The 23,478-nt window shown below is 70.0% G+C and carries 29 protein-coding genes and 1 pseudogene; 17 read left to right on the top strand and 13 right to left on the bottom strand.

Annotation, left to right across the window (positions count from 1 at the left end; genetic code table 11):
• Window positions 1-186: 186 nt before the first annotated feature.
• The 5 genes from DNK56_RS03375 (at window position 187) to DNK56_RS03395 (ending at window position 4,319) form a co-directional block, all read left to right on the top strand.
• Entirely contained in the window at window positions 187-855 is a 669-nt protein-coding gene (locus tag DNK56_RS03375; RefSeq protein WP_111330289.1) for a DUF4097 family beta strand repeat-containing protein, read from the top strand.
• Between the two features lie 32 nt (window positions 856-887).
• The gene (locus DNK56_RS03380) at window positions 888-1,850 is read left to right on the top strand and encodes an ATP-binding cassette domain-containing protein (RefSeq protein WP_111330291.1); all 963 of its coding nucleotides are present in this window, start codon (window positions 888-890) and stop codon (window positions 1,848-1,850) included.
• Window positions 1,847-2,623, top strand: coding sequence for an ABC transporter permease (locus DNK56_RS03385; protein WP_111330293.1), 777 nt, complete (start codon window positions 1,847-1,849; stop codon window positions 2,621-2,623). The genes DNK56_RS03380 and DNK56_RS03385 overlap by 4 nt, the downstream gene beginning before the upstream one ends.
• Before the next feature lie 143 nt (window positions 2,624-2,766).
• Entirely contained in the window at window positions 2,767-4,059 is a 1,293-nt protein-coding gene (locus DNK56_RS03390; RefSeq protein WP_241989735.1) for an MFS transporter, read from the top strand.
• Window positions 4,060-4,106: 47 nt separating this feature from the next.
• A complete protein-coding gene (locus DNK56_RS03395) occupies window positions 4,107-4,319 on the top strand; it encodes a hypothetical protein (protein WP_146610533.1) in 213 nt (70 codons plus the stop codon).
• Window positions 4,320-4,343: 24 nt separating this feature from the next.
• On the opposite strand, the gene DNK56_RS03400 is transcribed toward DNK56_RS03395, so the two are convergent.
• Window positions 4,344-5,069, bottom strand: coding sequence for a siderophore-interacting protein (locus DNK56_RS03400; protein WP_111330298.1), 726 nt, complete (start codon window positions 5,067-5,069; stop codon window positions 4,344-4,346).
• Window positions 5,070-5,213: 144 nt separating this feature from the next.
• Here DNK56_RS03400 and DNK56_RS03405 point away from each other — a divergent pair, with 144 nt between their 5' ends.
• Window positions 5,214-6,044 (top strand): LLM class F420-dependent oxidoreductase, encoded by an 831-nt coding sequence (locus tag DNK56_RS03405; RefSeq protein ID WP_111330300.1) that lies wholly within the window; start codon window positions 5,214-5,216, stop codon window positions 6,042-6,044.
• A 172-nt stretch (window positions 6,045-6,216) separates the two neighbouring features.
• Here the strand turns inward: DNK56_RS03405 and DNK56_RS03410 are convergent, their stop codons facing one another.
• Window positions 6,217-6,723: an NUDIX domain-containing protein gene (locus tag DNK56_RS03410; protein ID WP_111330302.1), complete on the bottom strand. Its 507-nt coding sequence runs from the start codon at window positions 6,721-6,723 to the stop codon at window positions 6,217-6,219.
• Window positions 6,720-7,976, bottom strand: a complete 1,257-nt coding sequence (locus DNK56_RS03415) for a helix-turn-helix domain-containing protein (protein WP_241989736.1) — start codon at window positions 7,974-7,976, stop codon at window positions 6,720-6,722. The genes DNK56_RS03410 and DNK56_RS03415 overlap by 4 nt, the downstream gene beginning before the upstream one ends.
• Window positions 7,977-8,497: 521 nt before the next feature.
• Here DNK56_RS03415 and DNK56_RS35230 point away from each other — a divergent pair.
• The 3 genes from DNK56_RS35230 (at window position 8,498) to DNK56_RS03425 (ending at window position 10,717) form a co-directional block, all read left to right on the top strand.
• On the top strand, window positions 8,498-8,665 hold the full coding sequence (locus DNK56_RS35230) for a hypothetical protein (protein WP_199563896.1): 168 nt from the start codon (window positions 8,498-8,500) through the stop codon (window positions 8,663-8,665).
• 88 nt (window positions 8,666-8,753) lie between these two features.
• The gene (locus tag DNK56_RS03420) at window positions 8,754-9,950 is read left to right on the top strand and encodes a JmjC domain-containing protein (protein ID WP_111330304.1); all 1,197 of its coding nucleotides are present in this window, start codon (window positions 8,754-8,756) and stop codon (window positions 9,948-9,950) included.
• A 50-nt stretch (window positions 9,951-10,000) separates the two neighbouring features.
• Window positions 10,001-10,717, top strand: coding sequence for an aldo/keto reductase (locus DNK56_RS03425; RefSeq protein WP_342211086.1), 717 nt, complete (start codon window positions 10,001-10,003; stop codon window positions 10,715-10,717).
• 3 nt (window positions 10,718-10,720) lie between these two features.
• On the opposite strand, the gene DNK56_RS03430 is transcribed toward DNK56_RS03425, so the two are convergent.
• The gene (locus DNK56_RS03430; protein WP_199563895.1) at window positions 10,721-11,581 is read right to left on the bottom strand and encodes a hypothetical protein; all 861 of its coding nucleotides are present in this window, start codon (window positions 11,579-11,581) and stop codon (window positions 10,721-10,723) included.
• A 140-nt stretch (window positions 11,582-11,721) separates the two neighbouring features.
• Here DNK56_RS03430 and DNK56_RS03435 point away from each other — a divergent pair, with 140 nt between their 5' ends.
• Window positions 11,722-12,042, top strand: a complete 321-nt coding sequence (locus tag DNK56_RS03435) for a hypothetical protein (protein WP_241989737.1) — start codon at window positions 11,722-11,724, stop codon at window positions 12,040-12,042.
• The gene (locus DNK56_RS03440) at window positions 12,039-12,257 is read left to right on the top strand and encodes a hypothetical protein (protein WP_111330308.1); all 219 of its coding nucleotides are present in this window, start codon (window positions 12,039-12,041) and stop codon (window positions 12,255-12,257) included. The genes DNK56_RS03435 and DNK56_RS03440 overlap by 4 nt, the downstream gene beginning before the upstream one ends.
• Before the next feature lie 25 nt (window positions 12,258-12,282).
• On the opposite strand, the gene DNK56_RS03445 is transcribed toward DNK56_RS03440, so the two are convergent.
• Entirely contained in the window at window positions 12,283-12,876 is a 594-nt protein-coding gene (locus DNK56_RS03445) for an HD domain-containing protein (protein WP_111330310.1), read from the bottom strand.
• A gap of 359 nt (window positions 12,877-13,235) precedes the next feature.
• Here DNK56_RS03445 and DNK56_RS03450 point away from each other — a divergent pair, with 359 nt between their 5' ends.
• From DNK56_RS03450 to DNK56_RS03470, 5 genes are all read left to right on the top strand, one after another.
• Entirely contained in the window at window positions 13,236-14,399 is a 1,164-nt protein-coding gene (locus tag DNK56_RS03450) for an ATP-binding protein (protein ID WP_241989738.1), read from the top strand.
• 51 nt (window positions 14,400-14,450) lie between these two features.
• Window positions 14,451-14,909 (top strand): hypothetical protein, encoded by a 459-nt coding sequence (locus DNK56_RS03455; protein WP_111330314.1) that lies wholly within the window; start codon window positions 14,451-14,453, stop codon window positions 14,907-14,909.
• Between the two features lie 60 nt (window positions 14,910-14,969).
• Window positions 14,970-15,338, top strand: a complete 369-nt coding sequence (locus DNK56_RS03460; protein ID WP_241989739.1) for a hypothetical protein — start codon at window positions 14,970-14,972, stop codon at window positions 15,336-15,338.
• Between the two features lie 164 nt (window positions 15,339-15,502).
• Window positions 15,503-16,639 carry an RNA-guided endonuclease InsQ/TnpB family protein gene (locus tag DNK56_RS03465; protein WP_241989740.1) on the top strand — a complete coding sequence of 379 codons (1,137 nt, stop codon included), beginning with the start codon at window positions 15,503-15,505 and terminating at the stop codon, window positions 16,637-16,639.
• Between the two features lie 114 nt (window positions 16,640-16,753).
• Window positions 16,754-16,984, top strand: coding sequence for a hypothetical protein (locus tag DNK56_RS03470; protein ID WP_199563894.1), 231 nt, complete (start codon window positions 16,754-16,756; stop codon window positions 16,982-16,984).
• Between the two features lie 33 nt (window positions 16,985-17,017).
• On the opposite strand, the gene DNK56_RS03475 is transcribed toward DNK56_RS03470, so the two are convergent.
• The 6 genes from DNK56_RS03475 to DNK56_RS03500 all read right to left on the bottom strand — a co-directional run bounded on the left by DNK56_RS03475 (window position 17,018) and on the right by DNK56_RS03500 (window position 20,953).
• Window positions 17,018-17,269: a type II toxin-antitoxin system RelE family toxin gene (locus DNK56_RS03475; RefSeq protein WP_111330316.1), complete on the bottom strand. Its 252-nt coding sequence runs from the start codon at window positions 17,267-17,269 to the stop codon at window positions 17,018-17,020.
• On the bottom strand, window positions 17,266-17,520 hold the full coding sequence (locus DNK56_RS03480) for a type II toxin-antitoxin system Phd/YefM family antitoxin (RefSeq protein ID WP_111330318.1): 255 nt from the start codon (window positions 17,518-17,520) through the stop codon (window positions 17,266-17,268). Before DNK56_RS03480 ends, DNK56_RS03475 begins: the two co-directional genes overlap by 4 nt.
• Window positions 17,521-17,636: 116 nt before the next feature.
• Entirely contained in the window at window positions 17,637-18,851 is a 1,215-nt protein-coding gene (fxlM, locus tag DNK56_RS03485; protein ID WP_111335414.1) for a methyltransferase, FxLD system, read from the bottom strand.
• A gap of 169 nt (window positions 18,852-19,020) precedes the next feature.
• On the bottom strand, window positions 19,021-19,728 hold the full coding sequence (locus DNK56_RS03490) for a polysaccharide deacetylase family protein (protein ID WP_241989741.1): 708 nt from the start codon (window positions 19,726-19,728) through the stop codon (window positions 19,021-19,023).
• A 116-nt stretch (window positions 19,729-19,844) separates the two neighbouring features.
• A complete protein-coding gene (locus DNK56_RS03495) occupies window positions 19,845-20,090 on the bottom strand; it encodes a DUF397 domain-containing protein (protein ID WP_111330322.1) in 246 nt (81 codons plus the stop codon).
• A complete protein-coding gene (locus tag DNK56_RS03500; RefSeq protein WP_111330324.1) occupies window positions 20,087-20,953 on the bottom strand; it encodes a helix-turn-helix domain-containing protein in 867 nt (288 codons plus the stop codon). Before DNK56_RS03500 ends, DNK56_RS03495 begins: the two co-directional genes overlap by 4 nt.
• Window positions 20,954-21,086: 133 nt before the next feature.
• Here DNK56_RS03500 and DNK56_RS03505 point away from each other — a divergent pair, with 133 nt between their 5' ends.
• Window positions 21,087-21,512 carry an ATP-binding protein gene (locus DNK56_RS03505; RefSeq protein WP_111330326.1) on the top strand — a complete coding sequence of 142 codons (426 nt, stop codon included), beginning with the start codon at window positions 21,087-21,089 and terminating at the stop codon, window positions 21,510-21,512.
• A gap of 6 nt (window positions 21,513-21,518) precedes the next feature.
• Here the strand turns inward: DNK56_RS03505 and DNK56_RS35710 are convergent, their stop codons facing one another.
• A complete protein-coding gene (locus tag DNK56_RS35710) occupies window positions 21,519-22,178 on the bottom strand; it encodes a hypothetical protein (protein ID WP_241989742.1) in 660 nt (219 codons plus the stop codon).
• A gap of 250 nt (window positions 22,179-22,428) precedes the next feature.
• Window positions 22,429-23,254: pseudogene (locus tag DNK56_RS35715) on the bottom strand (serine/threonine-protein kinase); the annotation flags it as partial.
• Window positions 23,255-23,478: the final 224 nt, after the last annotated feature.

Consider the following 23,478-nt stretch of genomic DNA (forward strand, 5'->3'; position numbering starts at 1 on the left):
TGCAACGAGCGCCGCTGCTGTTCGTTGCGTTGCGTGCGAGACGATTGCATCAACTTCCCTGTGTTGACGTGCAATTACGGGCTTCTGATGCAACAAGTGCGTTGCCGAAGTAGTGAATGCAACGTAGCGTTTCTGTCATCGGAAAGCGCGGGTCGCTCGGACTCGCCTCCGCAGAAGGAGCGCGTCATGCCGAAGTTCGACACCCCCGCCGCCATCACCGCCCGCGTCGACATCCCCGCCGGCCACATCCGGTTCATCGCCGCCGACCGCGCCGACACCGTGGTCGAGGTCCGGCCCGCCGACGCCGCCAGGAGCCGCGACACCAAGGCCGCCGAGCGCGTCGAAGTGGCCTACGCGGACGGCGTCCTGGACATCCGGGCCGCCAAGGGCCCGCGCAGCCGGCTCCTCGGCGACTCCGGGTCCGTCGAGATCACCGTCCAGCTCCCGGCCGGCTCGCACGTCGAGGCGAAGGCCGGCGCCGCGGAGTTCCGGGGCGTCGGGCGCCTCGGGAACGTCGTCTTCGAGGGCGGCTACCGCTCGGTCAAGCTCGACGAGGCCGCGAGCGCCCGGCTCACCGCGCACGACGGTGCCGTCACCGTCCGCCGCCTCACCGGACCCGGCGACCTCAGCACCCAGCGCGGCGACGTGACCGTGCACGAGGCGACCGGGGGCGCCCTCACCCTCACCACCCAGCTCGGTGACATCACGGTCGGCGCGGCGCGCGGCGTCGCGGCCGTGCTCGACGCCGGCACCGTACTCGGCCGCGTCGCCAACACCCTCCGCAACGACGGCACGCCCGCCCTGACGATCCGGGCGACCACCACCAAGGGCGACATCACCGCCCACAGCCTCTGACTCTCCTCCCCGCACCCCGAAGGAGCCCTCCCATGACGAACCCGGCCATCGCCGCGAGCAATCTGCGCAAGGCGTACGGCGACAAGACCGTCCTCGACGGCATCGATCTGCGCATCCCGGCCGGAACGGTGTTCGCCCTGCTCGGGCCGAACGGCGCCGGCAAGACCACCGCCGTCAAGATCCTCTCCACGCTGATCTCGCCCGGCCCCGGCTCCGGCCCGATCGAGGTGGCCGGCCACGACCTGGCGTCGGACCCCCGGGCCGTGCGCGCGGCGATCGGCGTGACCGGCCAGTTCTCGGCGGTGGACGGCCTGATCACCGGCGAGGAGAACATGCTCCTGATGGCCGACCTGCACCACCTGTCCAAGGCGGAGGGCCGGCGCGTCACCGCGGAGCTGCTGGAACGCTTCGACCTCACCGACGCGGCGAAGAAGCCCGCCGCCACCTACTCCGGCGGCATGAAGCGCCGCCTCGACATCGCGATGACGCTGGTCGGCGCCCCCCGGATCATCTTCCTGGACGAGCCGACCACCGGGCTCGACCCGCGCTCCCGGCACGGCATGTGGCAGGTCGTCCGGGGCCTCGTCGCCGGTGGCGTGACCGTCTTCCTCACCACCCAGTACCTGGAGGAGGCCGACGAACTCGCCGACCGCATCGCCGTACTGAACAACGGACGGATCGCCGCCGAGGGCACCGCCGACGAGCTGAAACGGATCGTCCCCGGCGGCCACGTCCGGCTTCGCTTCAGCGACCCGGCCGCCTACCGCGAGGCCGCCGACCACCTCGCCGCCGACGCCGCCCGCGACGACGAGGCGCTGGCCCTGCGCCTCCCCGGCGACGGCACCCAGAGCATCCTGCGCTCCATCCTCGACCGGCTGGACGCCGCCGGCATCGAGGCCGACGAGTTCACCGTGCACACGCCCGACCTCGACGACGTCTTCTTCGCCCTCACCGACACCGCCGCTCCCGCCCCGTCCGAGGAGGCCGCCCGATGAGCACCCTGTCCCTCGCCGTCCGCGACTCGGCGACCATGCTGCGCCGCAACCTGCTGCACGCCCGGCGCTATCCGTCGCTCACGCTGAACCTGCTGCTCACCCCGGTGATGCTGCTCCTGCTGTTCGTCTACGTCTTCGGCGACACCATGAGCGGCGGCGCCGGCCGGGACGCGTACATCGCGTACATCGTGCCGGGCATCCTGCTGATGACCATCGGCTCGACCACCGTCGGCACCGCCGTCTCCGTGACGATGGACATGACCGAGGGCATCGTCGCCCGCTTCCGCACCATGGCCATCCACCGGGGATCGGTCCTGTTCGGCCATGTCGCCGGGAGCGTTCTGCGTACGCTGCTGAGCGTCGTGATCGTCGGCGCGGTCGGGGTCGCCATGGGCTTCCGCTCCACCGGCGCCACCGCCCTGGAGTGGCTGGCCGCCTTCGGCCTGCTCGCCCTGTTCGCGCTGGCCTTCACCTGGATCGCCGTGGGCATGGGCCTGGGCAGCCCCAACGTGGAGGCCGCCAGCAACAACGCCACTCCGCTGATCCTGCTGCCGCTGATCTCCAGCGCGTTCGTCCCGCTGGAGTCGATGCCCGGCTGGTTCCGGCCGATCGCCGGGTATCAGCCGTTCACCCCGACGATCGAGACCCTGCGCGGGCTGCTGCTCGGTACGGAGATCGGCCACAACGGGTGGCTCGCGGCCGGCTGGTGCGTCGCGCTCACCGTCCTCGGATACCTCTGGTCCAGGGCGCAGTTCAACCGCGACCCGAAGTAGGGCCCCAGTCCGGGGTGGCCGGGGCCTGTTCGATCGCGCCGAACTATCTCGGCCTCAAGCATCTTGACATCAAGAGAATGTGCGGGCAGGCTACCGCGCGTCGATAGGTCTCTTGATGTCGAGATACTTGGGGGTGGGCGGCGGTGGAGAAGCGCCGGGAGGCGGGGCTGTTCGCCCAGTTGAGGAATCCGCCGGGCGGCCGGGACGCCCGGATCATGCTGCGCGCGCTGGCCGTGGACCGCACCGGCACCGGACTGTGGGCGGCCTCCTCGGTCCTCTACCTCACCTTCGTCACGCATCTCAGCGCCCAGCAGATCGGCGTCCTGCTCGGCGCGGCGGGCGTCGCCGGCATCGCGGGCTCCCCGCTCGCGGGCCGCCTGGCCGGCCGGCTCCCCTTACGCACCCTGCTGATCGGCTGTCACCTCCTGCGGCTGGTGACGCTCACGCTGGTGCTGGTCTGTACGCGGTTCGAGGCGCTGCTCGTCGTGGTCGCGGTGACCTACCTCGGGGACCGGGCGGCCAAGACCCTGGAGATGCTGTTCGCCACCCGCGCGGCGGGCGACCGGCGAGCCGCGTACCAGGCGCTGTCCCGCAGCGCGTCCAACGCGGGATACGGCTTCGGCGCGGGGATCGCCGCGCTCGGCCTGGCGGTCGGCACGACGGACGCGTACCGCGCGCTGATCATCGGCAACGCCCTCTCCTTCGTCGTCGCCGCCGCGCTGGTGTGGCGTACGAGCGGGCCGGGCGCCCGTACGGTCGGGGAACCGCGCCCGGCGGTCGACGGGCCGGTCCGCCCCAAGGGCCCCTGGCGGGACCGGGGTTACCTCCGCTTCGTGCTCCTCGACATCCCGATGAACCTGGACGACTCGATCCTGGGTGTCGGCCTCCCGCTCTGGCTCGTCAGCGAGACCTCCGCCCCGCACGCCCTCGTCCCGGCGTTCCTGGTCATCAACACCGTGCTCGTCGTCCTGCTCCAACTCGCCGTCTCCCGAAGGGCGGAGGGCCCCCGGGGCGCCGTGCGGGCGCTCGGCCTGTACGGCGCCCTGATGTGCGTGTGCTGCGCCCTGCCCGCCTGGGCGGCGAGCGCCGGCACGTGGACGGCGGCGGTCGTGCTGCTCGCGGCCGCCGTCCTGGTCACGATGGCGGAGCTGATGCGCTCGGTCAGCTCCTGGGAACTGGCCGTCCTGCTCGCCCCGCCCGGCGAACGCGCCGCCTATCTGGGCGTGGCCGGCATGTCCCAGTCCATCCAGAAGTCGGCGGGCCCGCCTCTGCTGACGGGCGTCGTGATGGCCGCGGGCCCGGCGGGCTGGCTGGCCCTGGGCGCGGCGGTGGCCGGCCTGGCGGCGGTCCAACGACGTTGCTGCGCCGGGCGTTTGGCGTCGATGGACGAGGTCCGGGACCCGGCGGGCGGAGCGGGGTCGCGTACGGGCGGCTGAGCGGAATACGGGTGTGCCGGTGCCGGGGTCCACGTCATCATGGGTCCATGAACACTGCGCCGAGTCGTGCTCTGGGTGTGCTTCTGCTGCTGATCGGACTGGCCGGGGTCCTGTGGGCGGCCCTGGGTGACCCCCAGGGCTGGCACGGCGGGATGCGCTGGGTGCGTTACGCCTTCGTGCTGGCGTCCCTGGGCCTGATCACGGGCAGCACGCGGCTGCTCTTCCCCGGCCCCCGCCGCGAGGCCGGCGCGGACGAGTAGGGGGAGCTCCGCCCGGCGCGGCGGTCAGGCCGCGCGCCAGTAGCCCAGGGCGTGCACGCGCTCCTTGGGAACGGCCAGTTCCTTGCGTACGTACGCCGCCAGGGACCTGGTCGTCGCCGTGTCGCAGGCGATCCACACGTACGCGTCCGAGGCGTCGGCGCCCAGCAGGCCCGGCAGCCCGGACCGCACCGCGTCGGCCAGCGCGCCGCCCCGCCGCTCCACCCGGTGCAGCGTGTGGCGGCCGGGGGCCAGGCGCAGCGGCGGCTCGGCGTCCTCGCCGGGCGGGGTCTCGTACCAGACGGTGGCCGGGGTCGCCGGAAGGGCGTCCAGCAGGGAGTTGATCGCGGGCAGCGAGGCCGGGTCGCCGATCACGAAGAGCCGGGCGGGGGCCGGCTCGGGCAGGGCGAATCCGGTGCCCTGGAGCGTGGCCTCGATCGTGTCCCCGGGCCGGGCCGCCAGCGCCCATTCGGTGGCGGGGCCCTCGTGGAGTGCGAACTCCAGGGTGAAGGCGCCGGCCTCCGGGTCCGGGTCGACCAGGGTGTAGGCGCGCTGGTGCGGTTTGCCGGCCCGGTCGAACCAGAGCCGCACCCACATCGTCGGGTGCGCCCCGCCGGTCGCGGCGAGCAGCCCGCCGTCCGTGACGGTGAGGCGCCGGAAGCCGCCGGCGGGCGGCTCGGTCGCGGTGACGGTGAACGTGAAGTCGCGCCCTCGCATGAGCTTGAGGACGACGCCCTCCCAGCCGTGCCCCATGACCGTACCCACCCCTCCGCATCTGCGTTCTTGTTTAGGTGAGCCTAACCTAAGTTTCGTGCTCCGGGTGGGCGCGGTCTCCGCTTCGCGGCACGGAACGGCATACGTTGGAGCGCCACGGGACAACGACGGAGGTGCCTTCGCATGCGGATCGCCACCACGATCTTCCTCACCGACGAGACCATCACCCCGGTACGCCTGGCGCGCCAGCTCGAACAGCGCGGCTTCGCCGGGCTCTATCTGCCCGAGCACACCCACATCCCGGCCGGCCGCGAGACGCCCTACCCGGCGGGCGGCGAACTGCCCCGCGAGTACGGCCGCACCCTGGACCCCTTCGTCGCGCTCGCCCAGGCCGCCGCGGTGACGGAACGGCTGACCCTCGGCACCGGCATCACGCTCATCGCCCAGCACGACCCGATCGACCTGGCCAAGCGGATCGCCACGCTCGACCACCTCTCCGGCGGCCGCTTCACCCTCGGCATCGGCTACGGCTGGAACGTCGAGGAGGCCGCCGACCACGGCGTGGACTGGTCGACCCGCCGCCGCCTCGCCGACGAACGCCTTGCCCTGATGCGGGCCCTGTGGGCGGCCGAACCCACGGCGTACGAGGGTGAGTTCGGCTCCGTACGCGCCAGCCACGCCCACCCGAAGCCGCACCGCGAGCGCGGCCCCCGCACCCTGCTCGGCGGCGCGGAGGGCCCCCGGCTGTTCGACCGCATCGCCCGCACGGCGGACGGCTGGCTCCCCATCGGCGGCCGCGGCCTCACGGAGTCCGTGCCCCGCCTCCGTACCGCTTGGGAAGCCGCCGGCCGCGACCCGAAGGACCTCCACGTCGTCCCGTACGCGGTCAACCCCACCCCCGGCAAGCTGTCCCACTACGCGGACCTGGGCATCGAGGAGGTGGTCCTCCAACTCCCCCCGACACAGGAACCGGAGGTACTACGCACCCTGGACGCGTACGCGGCCTACCTCTGACCGCGCCACCGGCACCGCCGGCCGGGCGCCTCAGCGGAGGTACGTCTGCTGCCACTCGATCCCGCTGCGGTCGTGCGGCTACGGTGACCAGGGAGTGCCCTGAGTCGTGGAAGCGGCGACGGATGCCGGCCGCTGCTGGTCACATGCGGTGCGCGTCTCGGGGAAACCGGGATCACCAGGAAGCTGCGCCATCGTGCAGATACACAGGTCGCCCCTGCCCCAATGCCGCCACGGCGGCGTCCAGCCGCCGTCGCATACGCTCCCTGACCAGTTCGCGTGCCTGGTCCAGGGGCACGAACCGTGCTTCGGACAGCTCCTGGTCGTGAGGCCGCAGATCCTCGACCCTGTCGAGGGTGCCGCCGTCGAAGATGAAGGCAATCTGGTCGTCCCACGGACCATGCGGGGCGACCCAGTCCACGACCAGGAGTCCGAGCAGTGCGACGTCCTGCCCCAGCTCCTCCCGCAGCTCGCGCCGGACGGCTTCATCGGGGGGCTCGTTCGCTTCGGCCATGCCGCCGGGCAGGTCCCAGCCGGGCTTGTACGTAGGGTTGACCAGGAGCACCCGCCCCGCGGGGTCTCGGAGGAGCACGTCCGCCGCCACGCGTTTCCGAGCCTGCTTGGCATTGCCTTCCGCGAGGTACGCGTTCCAGGCGTCGGGGTCGGCAGGCGTCGGAGTCATGGGGTGCCTCCCCTGGGCGTGATGATGTCGGCCAGCAGCAGCATTCTTGCGCGCCGCGCCTCGTCGAATCGCGCCAGGTAGTCCCGTACGGGCCCGTATCCCTTGTGGACCTCCAAGAGGCCGCGTAAGGCGTCGAGTTGGTGGACAACGCGAACGGAGCCGAGGGTAGGGCTTGTGTGGAGGAGATCATTACCGACGCTGATCGCCGCGTCGAGGTCCGTTCGACGTACGTAGATACCGGCGAGCGTGATGCGGCTCAACGCGAGGGATCGTGCTCGGCCGTTCTCGCGGAGCCGGACAGCGTTCTGGGCATGTGACATCGCCTGGTCGTGCCGCTCCAGGTCCCGCATGATGAGGGCGGACTCACTGGCTAGCGCGGCGTTGTCGAAAGGGCTCAGCCAGGGGTGGTCGGTGTCGGCGGAAGCGCTGAGTGCGTGGTGGGCCTGCTCCAGGGCGTGGGACGCAGGGGTGTGCTGGGAGGCATTGGCGAGCGCTCGGGCATGCATGGTGTGGAGCCGGGCTACCAGGGCCGGTAGACGCGGACCCCTTTCGGCGAGGTCAAGGCCGGTCAAGGCCCAGTGCGCTGCCTGCGAGGCATTCCCGGCCTGCAGGGCGAGGTGGCTGCTGCTCGCGGCGACGTGAGCGGCCAGCGGCAGATCGCCGGATGCGCGCGCCAAGGTAAGGGCGCGCGTGAAATGCCTCGCTGCCAGGGCGTCTCGGCCCGAGTCGTGTGCCATCCAGCCGGCCATCTCCGTCAGGGCCGCTGCTGCGGCGAAGATCTGCGGCCCGCTGTCAGTGTCGACCAGACGCGGGGCCACGTGGTCACCGAGGTGCTGGACGACGGCCTGGTACAGCCGCCCACCACCGGTCTGCCGGTCGGCGGTACGGAATGCGTTCATGGCAGCCAAGTCGTCTCCGTCAGCCGCGACTTGCGCCGACCGATGGACCTCCCCCGTCGTCCCTGGCTCCCACGCTCGTCGCGCCAGCCCAAGGAGCTGTCCTGGAATGTGGAAGGCGTCAGCGATCTGTTCGAACAGGACGAGCTTCTCGACCCGGCTTTTGCCGTTCATGTAGTCATAGAGCCGTCCTTGGGTGATGTCGACAGCTGCGGCAAGGCGTCGGGTACTGATACCCCGGTGGTTGAGCAGGCGGAAGAGCATTCCCATGTCGCGCTCGGCAAGCGCGGCGAGCAGACGACGGTCATCGAGCATCCCCGCGACGACATCACGCGGGTCCGTTGCCTTCCGGTCCATCACTCGTCCCCTTACGGCGCGTTGTTCCGATGCTACGTGCAGCGATTCCTCGGTGACTCCGCCTTGGAGTCACCCCTCGGAGTCCTTTTCCGCCCCGCCGGGCCGTTGACTGAGCGTCGGTTGCCGAGCGGGTTCGCCACTCTCCACACTCGACGGCCAGGAGAGAACTCGGCCCTGCCGCCCCCGTCAGGTCCAGGCGCCCCACCTCCCCAGGAGCCAGCTCCATGACATCGACCACCACCAGACCGAACGCGACGGATGTGCCTGGCTACAGCGAGACCACGCCACGTGAATCCGCAGAGCTGCGCATCAGAGCCGACGAGTCCGGGCGGTGAACGTCCACCTGCACACGGAAGCGGATCTACGGAAAAAGGGTTTCGCTCCCGTGTGACCTACAAGTCTCCGTACGACCGGTTCATTGCGGTATGTGCGGATTGCCCAGGGCTCTCGTACAGCGGGAGGCCGAGGCGCCTCCGTCCGGGCCCGGGCGGAGGGGAACTCGATGAAGGAAGGAGTACGAAGTGGCAGAGATCGCTACGACGCCTCCGGCACGGAGCGGCCTTCTGGTGGCAGTTGAGGAACTGACCGCCGTGCATGACCGGTACGACAGCCTCCGGTCGGACAACCAGGGCGCTTCAGGCGACGCGCCGTGGCCGGGCGGCGACGGAAACCTGAGCGACATCGAGTAGCACCCGACGAACGCGGGGCCGACGCGGCCTGTCGTGTCGGCCCCGCTGGTCGTCTGCATCACGAAGCCGGACTCGTCAGGAGGTAGCGGTGGAACATCGACTGATCCAAGGCGTCGAGAAGGCGCTCGGGTGGAACGGAGCCGAGGCACTCGGTACCCAATTCGTACGTGGACACATGGACGATCCCCATCTCGTCTCCCGCATTCTGACCCCGGACCGGCTGCTCGACATCGCCATGCGCAGGAGCCTGTACCGGCCCCAGCTGCGGTGCTTCCGCAAGGGCGAGGAAGTGCATCCCGCCGTCTACTACACCGACAGCGTCAGTCCGCGCGGCCAGAGCATCTCCATGGTCAACATGCGCAGCCTCGGCTCGCTCCTGCGCGAGGGCGCGACACTTGTTCTCGACCAGGGCAACGTCTTCGACCCGACGATGGAGGTCGCCTGCCGGGCACTGCAGTGGTGGTCGCACGAGCGAGTTCAGGTGAACGCGTACCTCACCACGAACGACGCCGCTGGTTTCCCGCTCCATTGGGACGACCACGACGTCCTGATCGTCCAGCTCGCCGGCGAGAAGGACTGGGAAGTGCGCGGACCCTCGCGTACGGCCCCGATGTACCGGGACGCGGATTCCAACATCACTCCGAGCGAGGACATCGTCTGGTCCGGCACGATGACACCCGGCGACGTCATGCACATTCCTCGCGGTCACTGGCACCGGGCCACCCGTGTCGGCAGCGGTACGGGCAAGAGTTTGCACGTGACGTTCGGGATCACCAAGCGCACCGGAGCGAGCTGGCTCGCTTGGCTGGCCGACTGGTCGCGCGAACACGAGATCTTTCGGCACGACCTTGGCCGCGATGTCGCAGCCGGCCACCAGGCCCTGACCGCAGCTGTGGCCCGACTCACCGCGGAGCGTGCCCCCGCCGACTTCCTGAGAACGTACGAACAGGAGACGACGCCCGCGCGGCAGGTGCCCTTCCTCGACATCTTCGGTGACCTCGAAGCCGTCGTCTGCACCACGCACTTCCCGCCTCGGATCGAGGAGAACGGAGCGACGGTCGACGTCTTGACCTCCGGCAAGAAGCTCACGCTCACCGCCAAGGCCCTACCCGCACTCCGCCTCCTGCTGAGCGGGAAACCGGTCCGACTGAGCGAGGCAGTCCCCGTGGTGGGCACCGAGGTGGCCGAAGCAGCAGCGATCCTGGTGGAGGAGGAGATTTGCGCCCCGCTCACCCCCGACTTGTCCTCGGGCTACACCGGTCTCGTCACGAACGCTCTCTCCTGACGGCTGCCGCGGACCTCGGCGTCACCGCGATCGACACCAGCAGCAACTACCTGGGGTTCCGCTCGCACAAGGTCCTGGCCGAGGTAGCCGGCGATCTACTGCCGGAGTTCACCGTGTCAACGAAGGTCGGCTACTTCGCGGCCGGCAACGCCTCGGAACACTCCCTCGCTCCCGGCCGCCTCCACGCTGCTCTGGAGGATGCCGCAAGCGACCTGGGCAGGGAGCCGGACCTGGTGTTCCTGCACAACCCCGAACACAGCCTCGCTCGCGATTCTCCAACCCAGAGGCAGAGCCGCTTGGAAGCCGCCTGCTCCGTACTCGTGGACGCGACTGCGTCTGGGCTGTGCGGCTCCTGGGGCATCTCCTCATGGGATCCCCGGCTCCTGGCCGATATCGTCGGGCCTCAACTCCCGCAGCCCCACGTGCTGATGGTTCGTGCCGGCTTTCTCGTCGGATCCGAGATCCTCGATGCTATCGAAACGGTCGCCGCGGGCTGGCGAGCGTCGGCACTCTGGGGCATGAGTGTCTTCGGCGGCAGCACGTCGGAACCCATTTGGGAACGGTTCGACCCACAGGTCTTCATGCAGGTCGCGCAGGGTTCCAGCCCAGTGCAAGCCGCCTTCCGCGCTGCATTTCATCTGCCTGAGGTAGAGGCAGTGGTCGCGGGGACGAACCAGGACACGCATCTGGGAGAGTTGGTCGCCTCACTCGGCCACGAAGTGAACCGCGCGGCCGTAGCCGAGTACCGTCAGCTCCTGAGCCGATAGCCGTCAGGAGGACTGAAGCTGGGCGACGAGGCGGGCAGCGGCCTTTCGTGCCGGCTCCAGCCTCGGATCGGCTTCGTGGGCGTACGGACCCACGACCTTCGCGCAGAAGAACAGCGCCATCAGTCGGCCGGACCTGCTCTCCAGGTCCGGCCGCCGCTCCGCCCAGACGCGATCCGCGAGGGTGGGGACGGCGAGCGCGTTGCCCCACAGGATCGCCGCGTCGAGCCCGCGGGGAGCCATTCCCCAGTCCTCCCAGTCGATGATGCAGAAGTCCGGACCGATGACGTTCGCCCAGGTCAAGTCCGCGTGCGCAGGAGTCCACTCGCTGACGACAAGGTCGGATACCTCGGGGAAGACCGACCGGATGGTGACTTCCACCAGGTCCTGCGTGATCGACTCGGTGTCCGGTGTCGCGATACGAGGCGTGTGCTGCGTGGCGAGGGCATCCAGCGAGGCGTTCAGCCCATCCCACCAGGTGTCGGGCAGCTGGGGATCTTCGATCACCAGGGCCGCTTGACCCACCGGCGGATCGTTCACCAGCTCTGTCTCGTCGGCTCGCCACAGGACAGGTTCAGCGTCGTCGCGCCAGGTCACGGCCCCGTACCAGTGCGGCATGGCCACCCCCCGCAGGACGGCTGCCGACTCAGGCCCATTGCCGCCCTGAGTCTCGATCCGCTTGAACGACCGCCGTTCCACACGAACCCACGTCCCTCGATCCGTGTGACCGCCTACGGATCGGCGCTTGCGGATCAGAGATTCTCGATCGACGCGGACCTGCAGAGACCGCTCCACATGATCGAGAACGTCATCGACTGACTCGACCCGCAGATCAACAGCACGTGCAGAGGGCACCGACAGCGTCATGCACGGACCGTAGCAAGGTCCGCGCCCGTCGTGAGGGGTATTCGCGTCCCCGGCGCCTGGGCGCGGTCCGTGCGCTGCGCCGACGCGACGCGGACGACCTCGCGCTCATTCGCGCCGACCAACTGGAGCGGGACTCCACCATGATCGACTTCACCGCCCGCCTGCTCGCCGGGCTGGTCCGCACCGAGAACACCGCCGCGCTGCGCCAGGTCCTGCCCGATGCCCTGCCCTGGTCGATCTTCCTCCCCGAGGACGACATAGAGGCGATGCTCGGCGAACTGGTGGACACCGCCCGCGGGGCTGCCGCGCTGGAGAACCTGGCTCCCATCGCATTGCTGCTTGCCCAATGGCGGCACAGCGCCGACATCTATGCCGATCCCACCCTGCACGCACTCCTCACCCGCGAGCCCGACGGCGACCTCGGCCCTGTCTCCGTACCCGAAGGCGGGACCGCCGAGTGAGTCCCAAGCGCGGTGACCGCGCGGCTCCGCCCCCGGTCGGAGACGAATTCGATCTGCGCTTCGCCAACACCGAGGCCGCCAACGGCTGGGACCACCTCTCCCGCCATGCGGCAGGCAATCTCCGCCACGCCTTCGACGGAATCCGTTCCGCCTGGGAAGCCGCCGGCCGCGACCCGAAGGACCTCCACGTCGTCCCGTACGCGGCGTACCTCTGACCGCACGCACCGCCGGCCGGGCGCCTCAGCGGAGGTACGTCTGCTGCCACTCGATCGACGTCATGGTGAGCGCGGCCTCCGCGAGGGCCTTGGCGGAGGCCGTCTTCAGCTTGGCGAGGCTGCTGTCGATCCAGGGCTGCACGTTCGCGCAGCCCTGTTCGCGGTACTCGACGGCTTGGATGAGGCATTCCAGCTTGTCGGCGTCATGCGCGCAGATGACTTCGGGGGAGTCCCCGTTCTCGTACTCCGCCACGATCCGCTGGGCGCCGGCGCGCACGGCGGGGTGCGCGGCGGACACCTGGTCCGCGGTGACCTTCTCGTTGCTCGCGGCTTCGAGGTAGCGGCGGCCGATGTGCGGGATGTCGCCGACACGGGTCTCCTGCGTGTCGTGCCACAGGCCGAGGAGCGCCGTCTTCGCGGGGTCGGCGCCTTCCATCATGGCGAGCACGGAGCCGATGAGCGCGACCCGGAAGCTGTGCTCCGCGATGGTCTCGGGGTCCTTCACCCCGGCGATCCACCAGCCGCTCCGCTTGGCGCGCTTGAGCATCCCCATCTCCAGCAGAAACCCCGCGGTCCCCTTGACCTGCTCCTGCTCCTGCTCCTGCTCCGCGTCCGCCATGAATGCGCCTCCGATGTGTCATGTGCGGTTCTTGCGTAGAACGTAATGCACGGTGCTGAGTTCCCGCCGTGCTTGCGGGGAGAACTCGTGTTGGTCCAGGAGTTGGCCGTAATGAATGGCCGGTTCGGCAGCGACGGAGGCGGAATTGGGGCCTCAAGGGTCACTGGTAAGGGTGCCGTCCAAGCCCTCGATGGGGTCGTAGCCGCAGCCCGGCGGCGGTTCACGCCCCCTGGGGCGACAGCCTCCGGACAGTCGCTCACGCGTCCGCCTCCGGCATCCGAGAAGCGCCTCTGAACTGGTGTTTTCCTGGGATCTGCCTAGCCTGGGAGGTTCTGCCCGACATCATCGGAGGGGACATCGTGAGCGAGGAAGACACCGGGTACGAGGCCAGCCACATCCAAGCGTTGGAGGGGTGGGAAGCGGTTCGGAAGCGGCCTGGGATGTACGTCGGCTCGACGGGCGAACGCGGTTTGTGCCAGATGGTGTTCGAGGTCGTGGACCGGGCGGTCAACGAGGTTCTGGCCGGCCGTGCCGCCTCCGTCGACATCACTCTGACGCCCGATGGCGGCGTGCGCGTCGCCGACGACGGGCCGGGCGTTCCCGCCGACGGGACGGAGGGCGTCGCCGGTCCCGGGCTCGAAGCCCTGCTCACCCGAATGCACATCGGGGCGGGTGCCGGAGGCCGTCACGACGTGACGCTCGGCTTCTGTGGCGTGGGGCCCGGTGTTGTCAATGCCCTGTCGCGCCGGATGACGGCCGAGGTGCGGCGGGAGGGAGTCCGATGGGTCCAGGAGTACGCGCGCGGCGTGGCCACCACCTCGCTCACCGAGGTGCGGACGGCGACCGGAAGCGGAACCACCATTACCTTCTGGCCGGACGCCGACATCTTCGGAGCCACAGAGGTCCCGTTCCATAGGCTGGAGGAGCGATTCAGAGAACTGGCCTTCCTGAACCAGGGCCTGGAGATCTCGCTGACCGACCTGCGCAGCCTGGATGAGTCCCATTCGGCACGGCTCTGCTTCCGGGGCGGGACGCGGGCCTTCGTCGACTTCCTCGACGGCCACGCAGCGGCGCACACCCCCATGGAGACCATCACCTTCGAACGAGAGGACCCTCGGATGGCGGGGGAGATGGACATCGCCTTCCGCTGGTGCAGCTGCCCGGACGAACGAGTGCAGAGCTTCGCCAACAGCCGGCCCACCATCGGCGGTACGCACATGGTGGGTTTCCGCGACGGGACGGCGGCCGCCGTCACCGCGTACGCGCGGGAGCAGGGGCTGCTGACACCTGCGGACCCCGACATCGGTGCCGATCGGATCGGCGCGGGCCTGACGGCGGTTGTGTCGGTGAAACTGGACCGTCCCGAGTTCGAGGGCGCCACGCGCGGCGTGCTCGGCAACTCCGAAGTACGCGACTGTGTCGGACAAGCCGTACAGAACCACCTCGGCAGGTGGCTGAAGCAATCCCCGGAACGGGCCGCAGCCGTCATCGACCAGATCGTCCACACAACTCGTTCGAAGTAATACGGTCGCTTCGCTTGACGTGGAATGGGACGAGACGTGTGGGGGGACCGCATGGGCAAGGTGTTGAGCCGGCGCCAGCAGATATGGATCGGCGGGGTGGCCCTGCTGGCTCTGGGGGCCGTCGGGTGTTCGGAGTCCGGGCAGGGCGGCTCGGGTGCTGCGACGGTGAGTGCGAAGCCGGCGGCCACGGTCACGGTGACCGCCACCGCCACGGCCACCGAGACCGCGTCGCCCGCCCCCGCGCCCACGGTCACCGTGACCCGGACCAAGGAGGTGAAGGTTCCCGGTCCGACCGTTACGGTGCGGGTCACCAGGGCGACCTCCTCGGGGTCCGGCGGCGGCGGCTCCCAGGCCACCGGCACCTGTTCCATCCGGTCCAACGCGGGCAACTGCTACCGGGCCGGGCAGTTCTGCCGGGGCGGCGACCACGGCGCGGTGACCACCACGGCGACCGGTGCGCGGATCAAGTGCAGCTACAGCGGGAGCGCCTGGCGGTGGACCTACTCCTGACTCCGAGGTCGCTGTTACGTTGGCGGCAGCATCGAGGACCGACCCCGCGGGAGGGGCCACGTGGACGCCCTGTACGACGAACAGCTCGCGGAGTTCTCGCGGGAGCGGCTGGACGGACGCCCGGTGCCGGATGATCTGCGCACGCTGCTGATCGCGCAGTGGGAGGGCCGAAGCGACTTCGCGCGCCTGCTCGACCTGGAGTTCTTCGAGCCCGACGAACTCCACCCCTTCCTGGACACCGACTACCTCAGCGAGGAGGAGTTGGCGGCCCCGAAGATGCAGACCGTCCACGCCGCCACTGCGCGGATGGCGGAGTACGTCAAGCTCGTGGCCAAGGGCGGCATGGGCTGGGTCGGCTACTGGCTGCACCCCGACGAGCCCGCGTCCCCGGCCTGGCGACCCATCGGCCTCGACACCGAGTTCGCCTGATTTCTCCAAGGAAGCCCGGGGTTCGGCCCCGGGGGGAATTGGTCCTTGGCGCGGAGGCGCAAAGCGCCGGAGTTCGCCGCGCATCTGCCGGTACCTCAACTTGATCTCCTGCGGTCAGCCCTAATAGGGTTTTCTGCGTGAAGATTGTCGCGCAGGTGAAACTAATGCCTGTGTCCGCGTATGACGCGGACGCACTGGCAGCGACCCTGCGTGCTTGCAACCGGGCCGCGAATGCGGCCTCCGAGGTGGCGTTCGCCGAGGACCTCAAGCGGCGGAACGTGTTGCAGGACGCCGTCTACCACCGGCTCCGGACCGATTTCGACCTCGGGGCGCAGGCGGCGGTGCGCACGATCACGAAGGTGTGCGACGCGTACACCACGCTCAAGGCCAACATCAAGGCCGGGAACCTCGGCCGTGAGGGCTCAAAGCGGCGCGCCCGTGCCGAGTCCAGGCCGATCGGCTTCCGGGAAGGTGCGGCCCAGCCGTACGACGACCGGATGCTGACCTGGAACCTGGACACCCGGACCGTCTCCATCTGGACGGTGGCCGGCAGGCTCAAGCGGATTCCGTTCGTCTGCTCGCCCGAAGCGATGCGCCTGCTGGCCTCGCGCAAGGGCGAGTCGGACCTGGTGGCGCGGGACGGGATGTTCTTCCTGGTCGCCACCATCGACGTGCCCGAACCCGAACTGTTCGAGCCGGACGGTTTCCTCGGTGTGGACCTCGGGATTGTCAACATCGCCACCACGTCCGACGGCGAGATCCTTGCCGGGCGCCGGTTGAACCGGTACCGCAAGCGGCACCGTGACCTGCGGCAGAAGTTGCAGAAAAAGCGCACCAAGTCCGCCAAGCGGGTCCTGAAGCGCGTCCGCCGCCGGGAAGCCCGGCACGCGGCGAACACCAACCACATCATCGCCAAGACGCTTGTTGCCACCGCTGAACGCACCTCGCGGGGAATCGGACTGGAAGACCTGTCCGGTATCCGCGCCAGGGTTACGGCCAAGAAGGACCAGCGGGCCAAGCTGCACTCCTGGGCATTCGCCCAGCTCGGCGCATTCGTCGCCTACAAGGCACGGCGGGCCGGTGTCCCGGTGGTCCACGTGGACCCGAGGAACACCTCCCGCCAGTGCTCGGAGTGCTGGCACACCCACCGCGCCAACCGGGTCTCCCAGGCCCGCTTCGAGTGCCGGTCCTGCGGCGTGATTACGCACGCGGACCACAACGGCTCCCGCAACATCGCCCACCGGGCGATGTCTGTGTGGCAGCGGGGCGCAGTCAACCGCCCCAGTCCCACCGCAAGGTAGGACCGGACGCAGGGGACCACGCGGCAGCCAGTCGCGCTCCACTTGCAATCACAGCCTTGGACGATCGGGTGACAAGCCCGGTCCTTCAAGGCCGAGAAGTTGACTCTGTGGCACATGCGCGGCACCACCCTCACCGAGGCCGCCGCCGCTGAACAGTCCGCCTACCAGGACGAGCCGGACGAGCGCCTCGCGTACGGGCAGATCGTCGCCCAACTCGACGCCCTGGGGCTGCCGCCGGCCACCCGTGACTACGACGCCCTCGACGAGCGCGACTACCACGTGGACCCGGCGAAGCTTCTGGAAACCCTGACCGCAGCGGAGCGCGCGAAGCGCGGGCTGGAGTGAGGGGACCGGGGCCGGCCGGTGTGGGCTCGGAGTTCAGCCGACGCGGCCGACGTGGATCACGATGATGGTGACCCGAGCCTCCATGACCTCGTACAGCACTCGGTAGCGTCCGACGTGTATGCGGCGCCGCATGGGGGAGCCGTAGGGTGCGGCCCCTTCGGGGAGTGGATTCTCGGCAAGCAGGTCGACCGCATCCATGAGCAGGCGCAGGCCGTCCGGGTCGTCTTTGAGGAACCTGGCGGCCTGGTCGATTGCGTGCTCGTCCCAGGTGATCAGGTAGGTCAACGCCGCTCCAGGCCGAGCCGCGCGCGGACCTCGTCGTGGGAAACGGTTTCGACGGCTCCGGATGCCTGGCGGGCCTCGTACCGGGCGAGAGCCAATGCGTCTTCCAGGTCGGCGAGTTCCTGCGGGTTGATCAGTATGGCCGCCGGCTGGCCGTGGTCAGTGATCGTGATGCGCTCGCGAGCGTGGGACGCCCGTCGGACAAGCGAACCGAAGCGGGCGCGGGCCTCGGTGATCGGCAGAGTGTCACTCATGTAAAGAAGTGTACACTCTACGCGCCTTTCGGCCTGGTGGGCGGCGAGCGGGGGGCATAGGCCGCGCGGAGGAGGACCTGCTCGCCGCACCGGCCACCAGGTGGGTTGGGCCGGGTTCACCAACCGATGGTCAGGCGCGTTTCGGGCCGGTCGACGCGGGCGCCGTGGGCCAAGTGGTCGTCCGGCGTAGCGGCGGGGTATGCGGTGACGATGGGTTGCGCGGGCCGCTCCCGGCTCCAGTGGTGCAGCAGGTCGTTGACTTCGGCGGCGATCTTGTTGGCGTCCGGGCCGTGGGTGGTGATGCCCAACTCGTAGGTGTCATCGTCGACAGGGCGGGTGGTGAGGTACGCGACGGTGCCGTTCCGGTACAGGCCGGCTCCGGACCACTGGCGTGCGGGGTCGGCCAGGCCGAGGGCGCGGGCGGTATCGGAGACGGAGAGCTTGCCGAAGTGGAGTCCGCTGTTGACGGTGGCGAGCCAGAGGTCTAGGTGGGCGGCCATCTCGTCGTGCTGGATACGGATGCCGGTCGACTGCTGGTGCGCGGGATGGCCGAGAGCCGCGGCGAGGGCGGGTTCGTCGGGAAGGTCGTCGGCATCGACCTTGAGGATGGTCTCGTCGGCGAGCCGGACGTGGATCTCGCCCATCTCGGTGGCGCCGCGCATGGGCACGAAACCGCAGGTGGCGGCGTTCGTGCTGACCATTCTCGCGCTGTCGGTGCGCTCGAAGGCGAGCGAGCGGGTCAGGCCGCTGCTGTGGAGGCGTAGGGGCACGACGAGGCGTCCTCCGGCGGTGAGCTGCTGCCACCAGGCGGCGGGGATGTCCCATGCGCCGGCCGTGACGATGATCCGCTCGTACGGAGCCCCGTCCGGATCACCGAGGGCGCCGTCGCGGCACAACACTGTGACGCGGTCGTACCCGGCCTCGGCGAGGTGGGTGCGGGCGCCTTCGGCGAGGTCGTGGTCGAGTTCGATGGTGGTCACGGTGCCGGTGGTGCCGACCAGCTCGCTGAGCAGGGCGGCGTTGATGCCGGTGGCCGCGCCGACCTCCAGCACCTTCTGCCCGTTGGCGACCTGGAGTTGTTCGAGCATGATCGCCACGATGTTGGGGCTGGAGGCGGAGGAGACGGCGGTCCCGTCGGCCGCGCGTTTGGTCACCACCTGCTTGGGCGCGTATGCCGTGGCCGGGTCGGTGCCGGGCAGAAACACGTGCCGGGGCACGGTGCGGAAGGCGTCCTTGACCGCCTGGGTGCGGAAGGTGCCGAGGCCGTCGATCTTCGCGACGAGGGCCTCGCGCAGAGCCGGCGGATCGGTGGCGGCGGGGGTGGTGTCCATGGTCACGGGCCTGACTGTAGTGGTCTGGCCGGAGGCGTTTCGGGTGCTTTGCGGCACTAGGGGGCGGTGGAAGACGACGCGGTCGGCGCGGTGGAGCAGGCCGGGCACGAGGCTCGGCGAGTACTGCCACACGCCCACCGCCTGGGCCGTCGGTGCTGCCGGTCTGGGGTCAGGAGGCGGTGCGGAGGTAGTCGCGCAGGCGGGCCGGGGTGAGGTTTGCCTCGTCCGCGGCGGCGAGGACCCGGCGCAGGTCGCCCTCCAGTTGCGGTCCCATGTGGAGGAGCACGATGTCCCCGGACTTCAGCTCGGGCACCTCGGGTGACCACTCGCCCCAGGTGGTCAGGTCGTGGGTCCAGGTGACGACGGAGCGGGCGCCGCAGGCAGCGGCGGCGGTCCGGGTCGCGTCGTTGTAGTACGGCCACTGGTAGGTCGCGCCGCCCGCCGGGCGGAAGAGCTGGGGGCTGTCGCCGAAGGCGGCGAGCTGGCGGTCGCGGGCCCCGCAGATCTCCTGGCGCTGCTCGGTCTCGCTCAGGGTGGTCATGTCACGGTGGGTCAGGGTGTGGTTCTCCACCCGCACCGGGCTGTTGGCGAGCAGGGTGCGGTAGTAGGCCGGGTCGCGCTTGTAGGCGTCGGGCAGCAGGAACAGCGAGGCGGGAATGCGCCGCTCGATGAGCAGGCGCTGGGCCCCGGCTGCGTCCTCGGTGCCCCAGCCGTCGTCAATGGTGATGAAGAGGACCGGGTCGTCGGTCTCGACGTGGTTGTAGGCGGTGGCGGGCGGCGGCCAGGCAGCGGCCGGGGCCGCCGAGGCGGGGGCGGCGAGGCCCGCGGCCAGCAGCAGCGGTGCGAGCGCGGCGAGAGTTCTTCTCATGTTCGGCATGCGTCGAATCATTGGTATAGACCAAGCGGAGAGTCAAGGCTCGGTCACTAAGTGGAACATGCGCCTCCGGCGGGCGGACGGCGAGCGCCCGTCCGGGGCTCGCCGTCCGGGGCGGGTCAGACCTGGCGGGCGTACGTGACGAACGCGGACCAGGCCGTGGGCGCCACGTCGAAGTGGGGGCCGGGGACGTTCTTCGAGTCGCGCACATGCACGGCGGAGTCGCACGACGCGACCTCGATGCACTCCCCGCCCTCGCCCGTGCTGTAGCTCGACTTGCGCCAGTCGAAGGCGACCTCGATGCAGTTGCCGCCCTCACCGTCGCTGTAGCTGCTCTTGAACCAGTGGAGTTGCTCAGTGTTCATTGCTCTCCCAACATCTTCTCAATGAGCGCCAGGGTCTCCCTGGGGGAGAGAGCCTGCGCTCGCATAATGCCAAAGCGTTCGGTGAAGACTCGTACCTCGGCCGGGTCTGTGATCAGCCTTCCATGCCCGTAAGTCTCGGTGTACGCGGCCTCTGGCCGACCCTTCGGAGTCACTAGCGTGAATGATGCGTTCAGGCTGGGGTGTTCGGTCCGGTCCGTCGTCATGACCTGGAGTTCGACCGTACGCATGCGCCCCACGGTGAGCAGCCGTTGCATCTGTGCTCGGTGGACGGCTCGTCCGCCGATCGGGCGTTGCAGGACGGCTTCCTCGATGATGAAGCTGAGTGTCGGAGGAGGCCAGCGGTCGAAGATCTGCTGGCGTGCCAGCCGGTCTGCCACGCGCTTCTCGATGGTCCGTTCGTCCAGCAAGGGACGCCGCTGGGTGAATACCGCTCGCGCGTACTCCTCGGTCTGGAGTAGGCCAGGGATCACCTGGTTGTTGTAGTCGTGCAGGGCCACAGCCTCGGCCTCCGTCCGGGCGAAGTCCCGGAACCACCCTGGATGCCGCAGGCGAGCCCGCTTCAGAGCCTCCCTCACCTCCTCCGCCGCCGCCGACAGCAGTCCGCCCGTGTTCAGCGCCCTGTCCGCCAGGGCCAGGAACTCCACCTGCGGGGTGCGTACGCCCCGTTCCATCGCGGAGATCAGGTCCTCGCCGCAGTGCGTCGCCTGGGCCAACTCCCGTTGGCTCATGCCCGCCTGTTCGCGCAGAAACTTCAACTGGCGGCCCAGCGCCCTGAACAGGTGCGCCGTGCCGTCCGATTCGGCCGGGCGCTCCGGCCGTTCCTCACGTTGCGTGTTCGTCATCTGCCCCGTACCGCCTCTGTCCGTCCGGTCACGGCCGACTTCCCGTACAGCCGGTAGGGCAGGGCCGTACCGCTCCACGGAGTCGTGGTGTCACTCCTGGTCAGCGTACGAGTACGCGGCCACGCTGAGTCACATGAACGCCGAAATCACTCTTGTGGGTACCGAATTCGTCCAGCGCTTCAGCGCCTCCCGTCGCGGAGCCCGGCTCGCCCGCAGGCTCGCCGTGCAACAGCTGGACGCCTGGGGCGTGCCCTACGGGAGCGAGCTGTCCGACGACGTCGCCGCGGTCGTGGCCGAGCTGGCGGCCAACGCGGTGCTGCACGGCCGCGTGACGGGGCGGGACTTCGAGCTGCGGGTGCTCCCCGAGGCGGCGGGCGGGTTCCGCGTCGAGGTGTCCGACGCGCGCGGCGAGCGGCGGCCCGAGCTGTGCGCGGGCGGGCCCGACGCGGAGTCGGGGTACGGGCTGCGGCTGGTGGCTGCGCTGGCGGCGGAGTGGGGCGTCGCGGACCGGGTCATCGGGAAGACGGTGTGGGCGCGGGTGGCCTCGGGCACCCCGTAGCCGGGGTCAGCGTGCGTCGCTCCGCCGCAAAATCTTGCCGTCGAACGAGACGGTGAGCATGGCCGAGGTCCGGTAGTCGCCGTTGACGTAGAACCGCATGGCCTGCTTGCCGTTCTCCCAGTCGAAGATCACATAGGTCTTGGTGGGGTCCGCGTTCCGTACCCCCATTTCCTTGTAGCAGAAGCGCAGGAGGCGGGGGAAGCTGTCCCAGTCGACCTGGCTGAGGTCCATCGGGGTCTGACCGTCGAGTATGCCCTTGTTGCCGTCGAGCTTGCCGGAGCCCTCGTCGTACGAGAAGCCGTCGTAGACCCGGTCGTTCGGCATCTCCTTGTCCTTCACGGGCACGTTGCCCGAGGCGTGGCTCTGGTGGATGGAGAACCAGGCGAGCACCTTCGTTCCGCCCGTCACCGCCTTGAGCTCCTTGACGATCCGCCGGCCGCCCGCCGCGCTGACGAGGTCCGTGTCCGCAGTCGGTGTGGGCGTGGGAGTGGGGGTGGGCGTCGGTGTCGGGCTCGGTGTGGAGGAGTGGGAGTGGGTCGCGGACCGCGTGGGCTTGGCGCCCGCCGACGCGTTGTCGTCGTCGCCGAGGCCGGGTATGAGCCCTCTGTTGAGCAGCCCGGCCACCACGGCCGTCAGCAGGACTCCGGGGATCAGCACCCGGCGCACGGCCCGGCTGCTCCCGGTGGCCTGCACGGGCGTTCGGCCCGTCGTCGCCGCAGGCTCGCCCCGTCCCTCGGTGTCCCCGCCCGGACGGGCGTCGGCCGGTTCGGGCCGCGCCGGCGCCGGGGTTCCCGGCTCCGTGGGGTGTAGCCGGCCGTCGGCGCCGGGGTCCCGGCCTCCGTCGGGGTGTACGCGGCCGAGGGGCCGGGGGCCGGTCGCGCGTCCTCGACGACCGGCGCGGGGCGCTCGTCCGTCACCTCGGCGAGCAGCCGGTCCAGCCGCTCCGCGTCCGGCCGCGAGGCGACGTCCTTGACCAGGACGGACCGCAGTACGGGGCCGAGCGCCCCCGCCTGCCGGGGGCCCGGAACGTCCTCCTCCAAGATCGCGGCCAGCGTCGCGAGGGTGGACGAGCGGCGCATCGGATGGTGGCCCTCGACCGCCACGTACAGCATCATCGCCAGCGACCACAGGTCCGACGACGGTTCGTCGTCGTGCCCGCGCAGCCGCTCCGGGGCCATGTAGTCGGGGGAGCCCACCAGTTCACCGGTGTTGGTGAGGCTGGTCGCCTCGCGCACGGCGGCGATCCCGAAGTCCGTGAGCAGCGGTGTGCCGTCCGTACGCAGCAGCACGTTGCCCGGCTTCACGTCACGGTGCAGGATGCCCGCCTCGTGCGCGGCCCGCAGCCCGGCCAGCACACCCCGGCCCAGCCGCGCCGCCTCGGCCGGCGTACACAGGCCGCGCTCCAGCCGGTCCTGGAGCGAGCCGCCCGAGACCAGCTCCATCACCAGCCAGGGGTGCTCCACCTCCGGCGAACTCACGATGTGGTGGATGGTCACCACGTTCGGGTGGGTGATCCGGGCCGGCGACACGGCCTCGCGCAGCACCCGTTTCCGCAGCATCTCCGGCGCGTCCGGACGCAGCCGCAGCAGCTCCGGATCGGGCGGCCGTACCTCCTTCAGCGCCACTTCCCGGTGCAGGACGATGTCACGCGCCCGCCAGACCAGCCCCATGCCTCCGCCACCGAGCCGCTCCAGCAGTTCGAAGCGCCCATCGATCACGCGTCCCTCGAAACCCGCAGTCATGGGCGGAACGGTACGCGAGGGGCCGAACGCCCACCCGGGGCCACCAGACGCCGGGGCCCGGCGGCAGGGGATTCACGGGACCCGGGGCATGGGCGGGGCGGTCCCGGCCTCCCGCTCGCGGCCCCACGCCGCCAGCAGTTTCAGGGCCTCGTTGAGGCGGACCCCCGTGTGAGGATGTACTCGACGCGCGGGGGCACCTTCTCGTACGCGACAAGCCCCGGCGA

Origin of the sequence: Streptomyces sp. AC1-42W (assembly GCF_003248355.1) — a bacterium.
GTDB lineage: Bacteria > Actinomycetota > Actinomycetes > Streptomycetales > Streptomycetaceae > Streptomyces.

Coding starts and splice junctions, on each gene's coding strand:
- fxlM (WP_111335414.1), bottom strand. CDS start 18,851: ATGGACACCACCCCCGCCGCCACCGATCCGCCGGCTCTGCGCGAGGCC.
- DNK56_RS03405 (WP_111330300.1), top strand. CDS start 5,214: ATGCGGATCGCCACCACGATCTTCCTCACCGACGAGACCATCACCCCG.
- DNK56_RS03415 (WP_241989736.1), bottom strand. CDS start 7,976: ATGGACCGGAAGGCAACGGACCCGCGTGATGTCGTCGCGGGGATGCTC.
- DNK56_RS03435 (WP_241989737.1), top strand. CDS start 11,722: ATGATCGACTTCACCGCCCGCCTGCTCGCCGGGCTGGTCCGCACCGAG.
- DNK56_RS03430 (WP_199563895.1), bottom strand. CDS start 11,581: ATGACGCTGTCGGTGCCCTCTGCACGTGCTGTTGATCTGCGGGTCGAG.
- DNK56_RS03495 (WP_111330322.1), bottom strand. CDS start 20,090: ATGAACACTGAGCAACTCCACTGGTTCAAGAGCAGCTACAGCGACGGT.
- DNK56_RS03410 (WP_111330302.1), bottom strand. CDS start 6,723: ATGACTCCGACGCCTGCCGACCCCGACGCCTGGAACGCGTACCTCGCG.
- DNK56_RS03465 (WP_241989740.1), top strand. CDS start 15,503: ATGCCTGTGTCCGCGTATGACGCGGACGCACTGGCAGCGACCCTGCGT.
- DNK56_RS03385 (WP_111330293.1), top strand. CDS start 1,847: ATGAGCACCCTGTCCCTCGCCGTCCGCGACTCGGCGACCATGCTGCGC.
- DNK56_RS03490 (WP_241989741.1), bottom strand. CDS start 19,728: ATGCCGAACATGAGAAGAACTCTCGCCGCGCTCGCACCGCTGCTGCTG.
- DNK56_RS03500 (WP_111330324.1), bottom strand. CDS start 20,953: ATGACGAACACGCAACGTGAGGAACGGCCGGAGCGCCCGGCCGAATCG.
- DNK56_RS03380 (WP_111330291.1), top strand. CDS start 888: ATGACGAACCCGGCCATCGCCGCGAGCAATCTGCGCAAGGCGTACGGC.
- DNK56_RS03455 (WP_111330314.1), top strand. CDS start 14,451: ATGGGCAAGGTGTTGAGCCGGCGCCAGCAGATATGGATCGGCGGGGTG.
- DNK56_RS03470 (WP_199563894.1), top strand. CDS start 16,754: ATGCGCGGCACCACCCTCACCGAGGCCGCCGCCGCTGAACAGTCCGCC.
- DNK56_RS03445 (WP_111330310.1), bottom strand. CDS start 12,876: ATGGCGGACGCGGAGCAGGAGCAGGAGCAGGAGCAGGTCAAGGGGACC.
- DNK56_RS03480 (WP_111330318.1), bottom strand. CDS start 17,520: ATGAGTGACACTCTGCCGATCACCGAGGCCCGCGCCCGCTTCGGTTCG.
- DNK56_RS03505 (WP_111330326.1), top strand. CDS start 21,087: ATGAACGCCGAAATCACTCTTGTGGGTACCGAATTCGTCCAGCGCTTC.
- DNK56_RS03375 (WP_111330289.1), top strand. CDS start 187: ATGCCGAAGTTCGACACCCCCGCCGCCATCACCGCCCGCGTCGACATC.
- DNK56_RS03400 (WP_111330298.1), bottom strand. CDS start 5,069: ATGGGGCACGGCTGGGAGGGCGTCGTCCTCAAGCTCATGCGAGGGCGC.
- DNK56_RS03395 (WP_146610533.1), top strand. CDS start 4,107: ATGAACACTGCGCCGAGTCGTGCTCTGGGTGTGCTTCTGCTGCTGATC.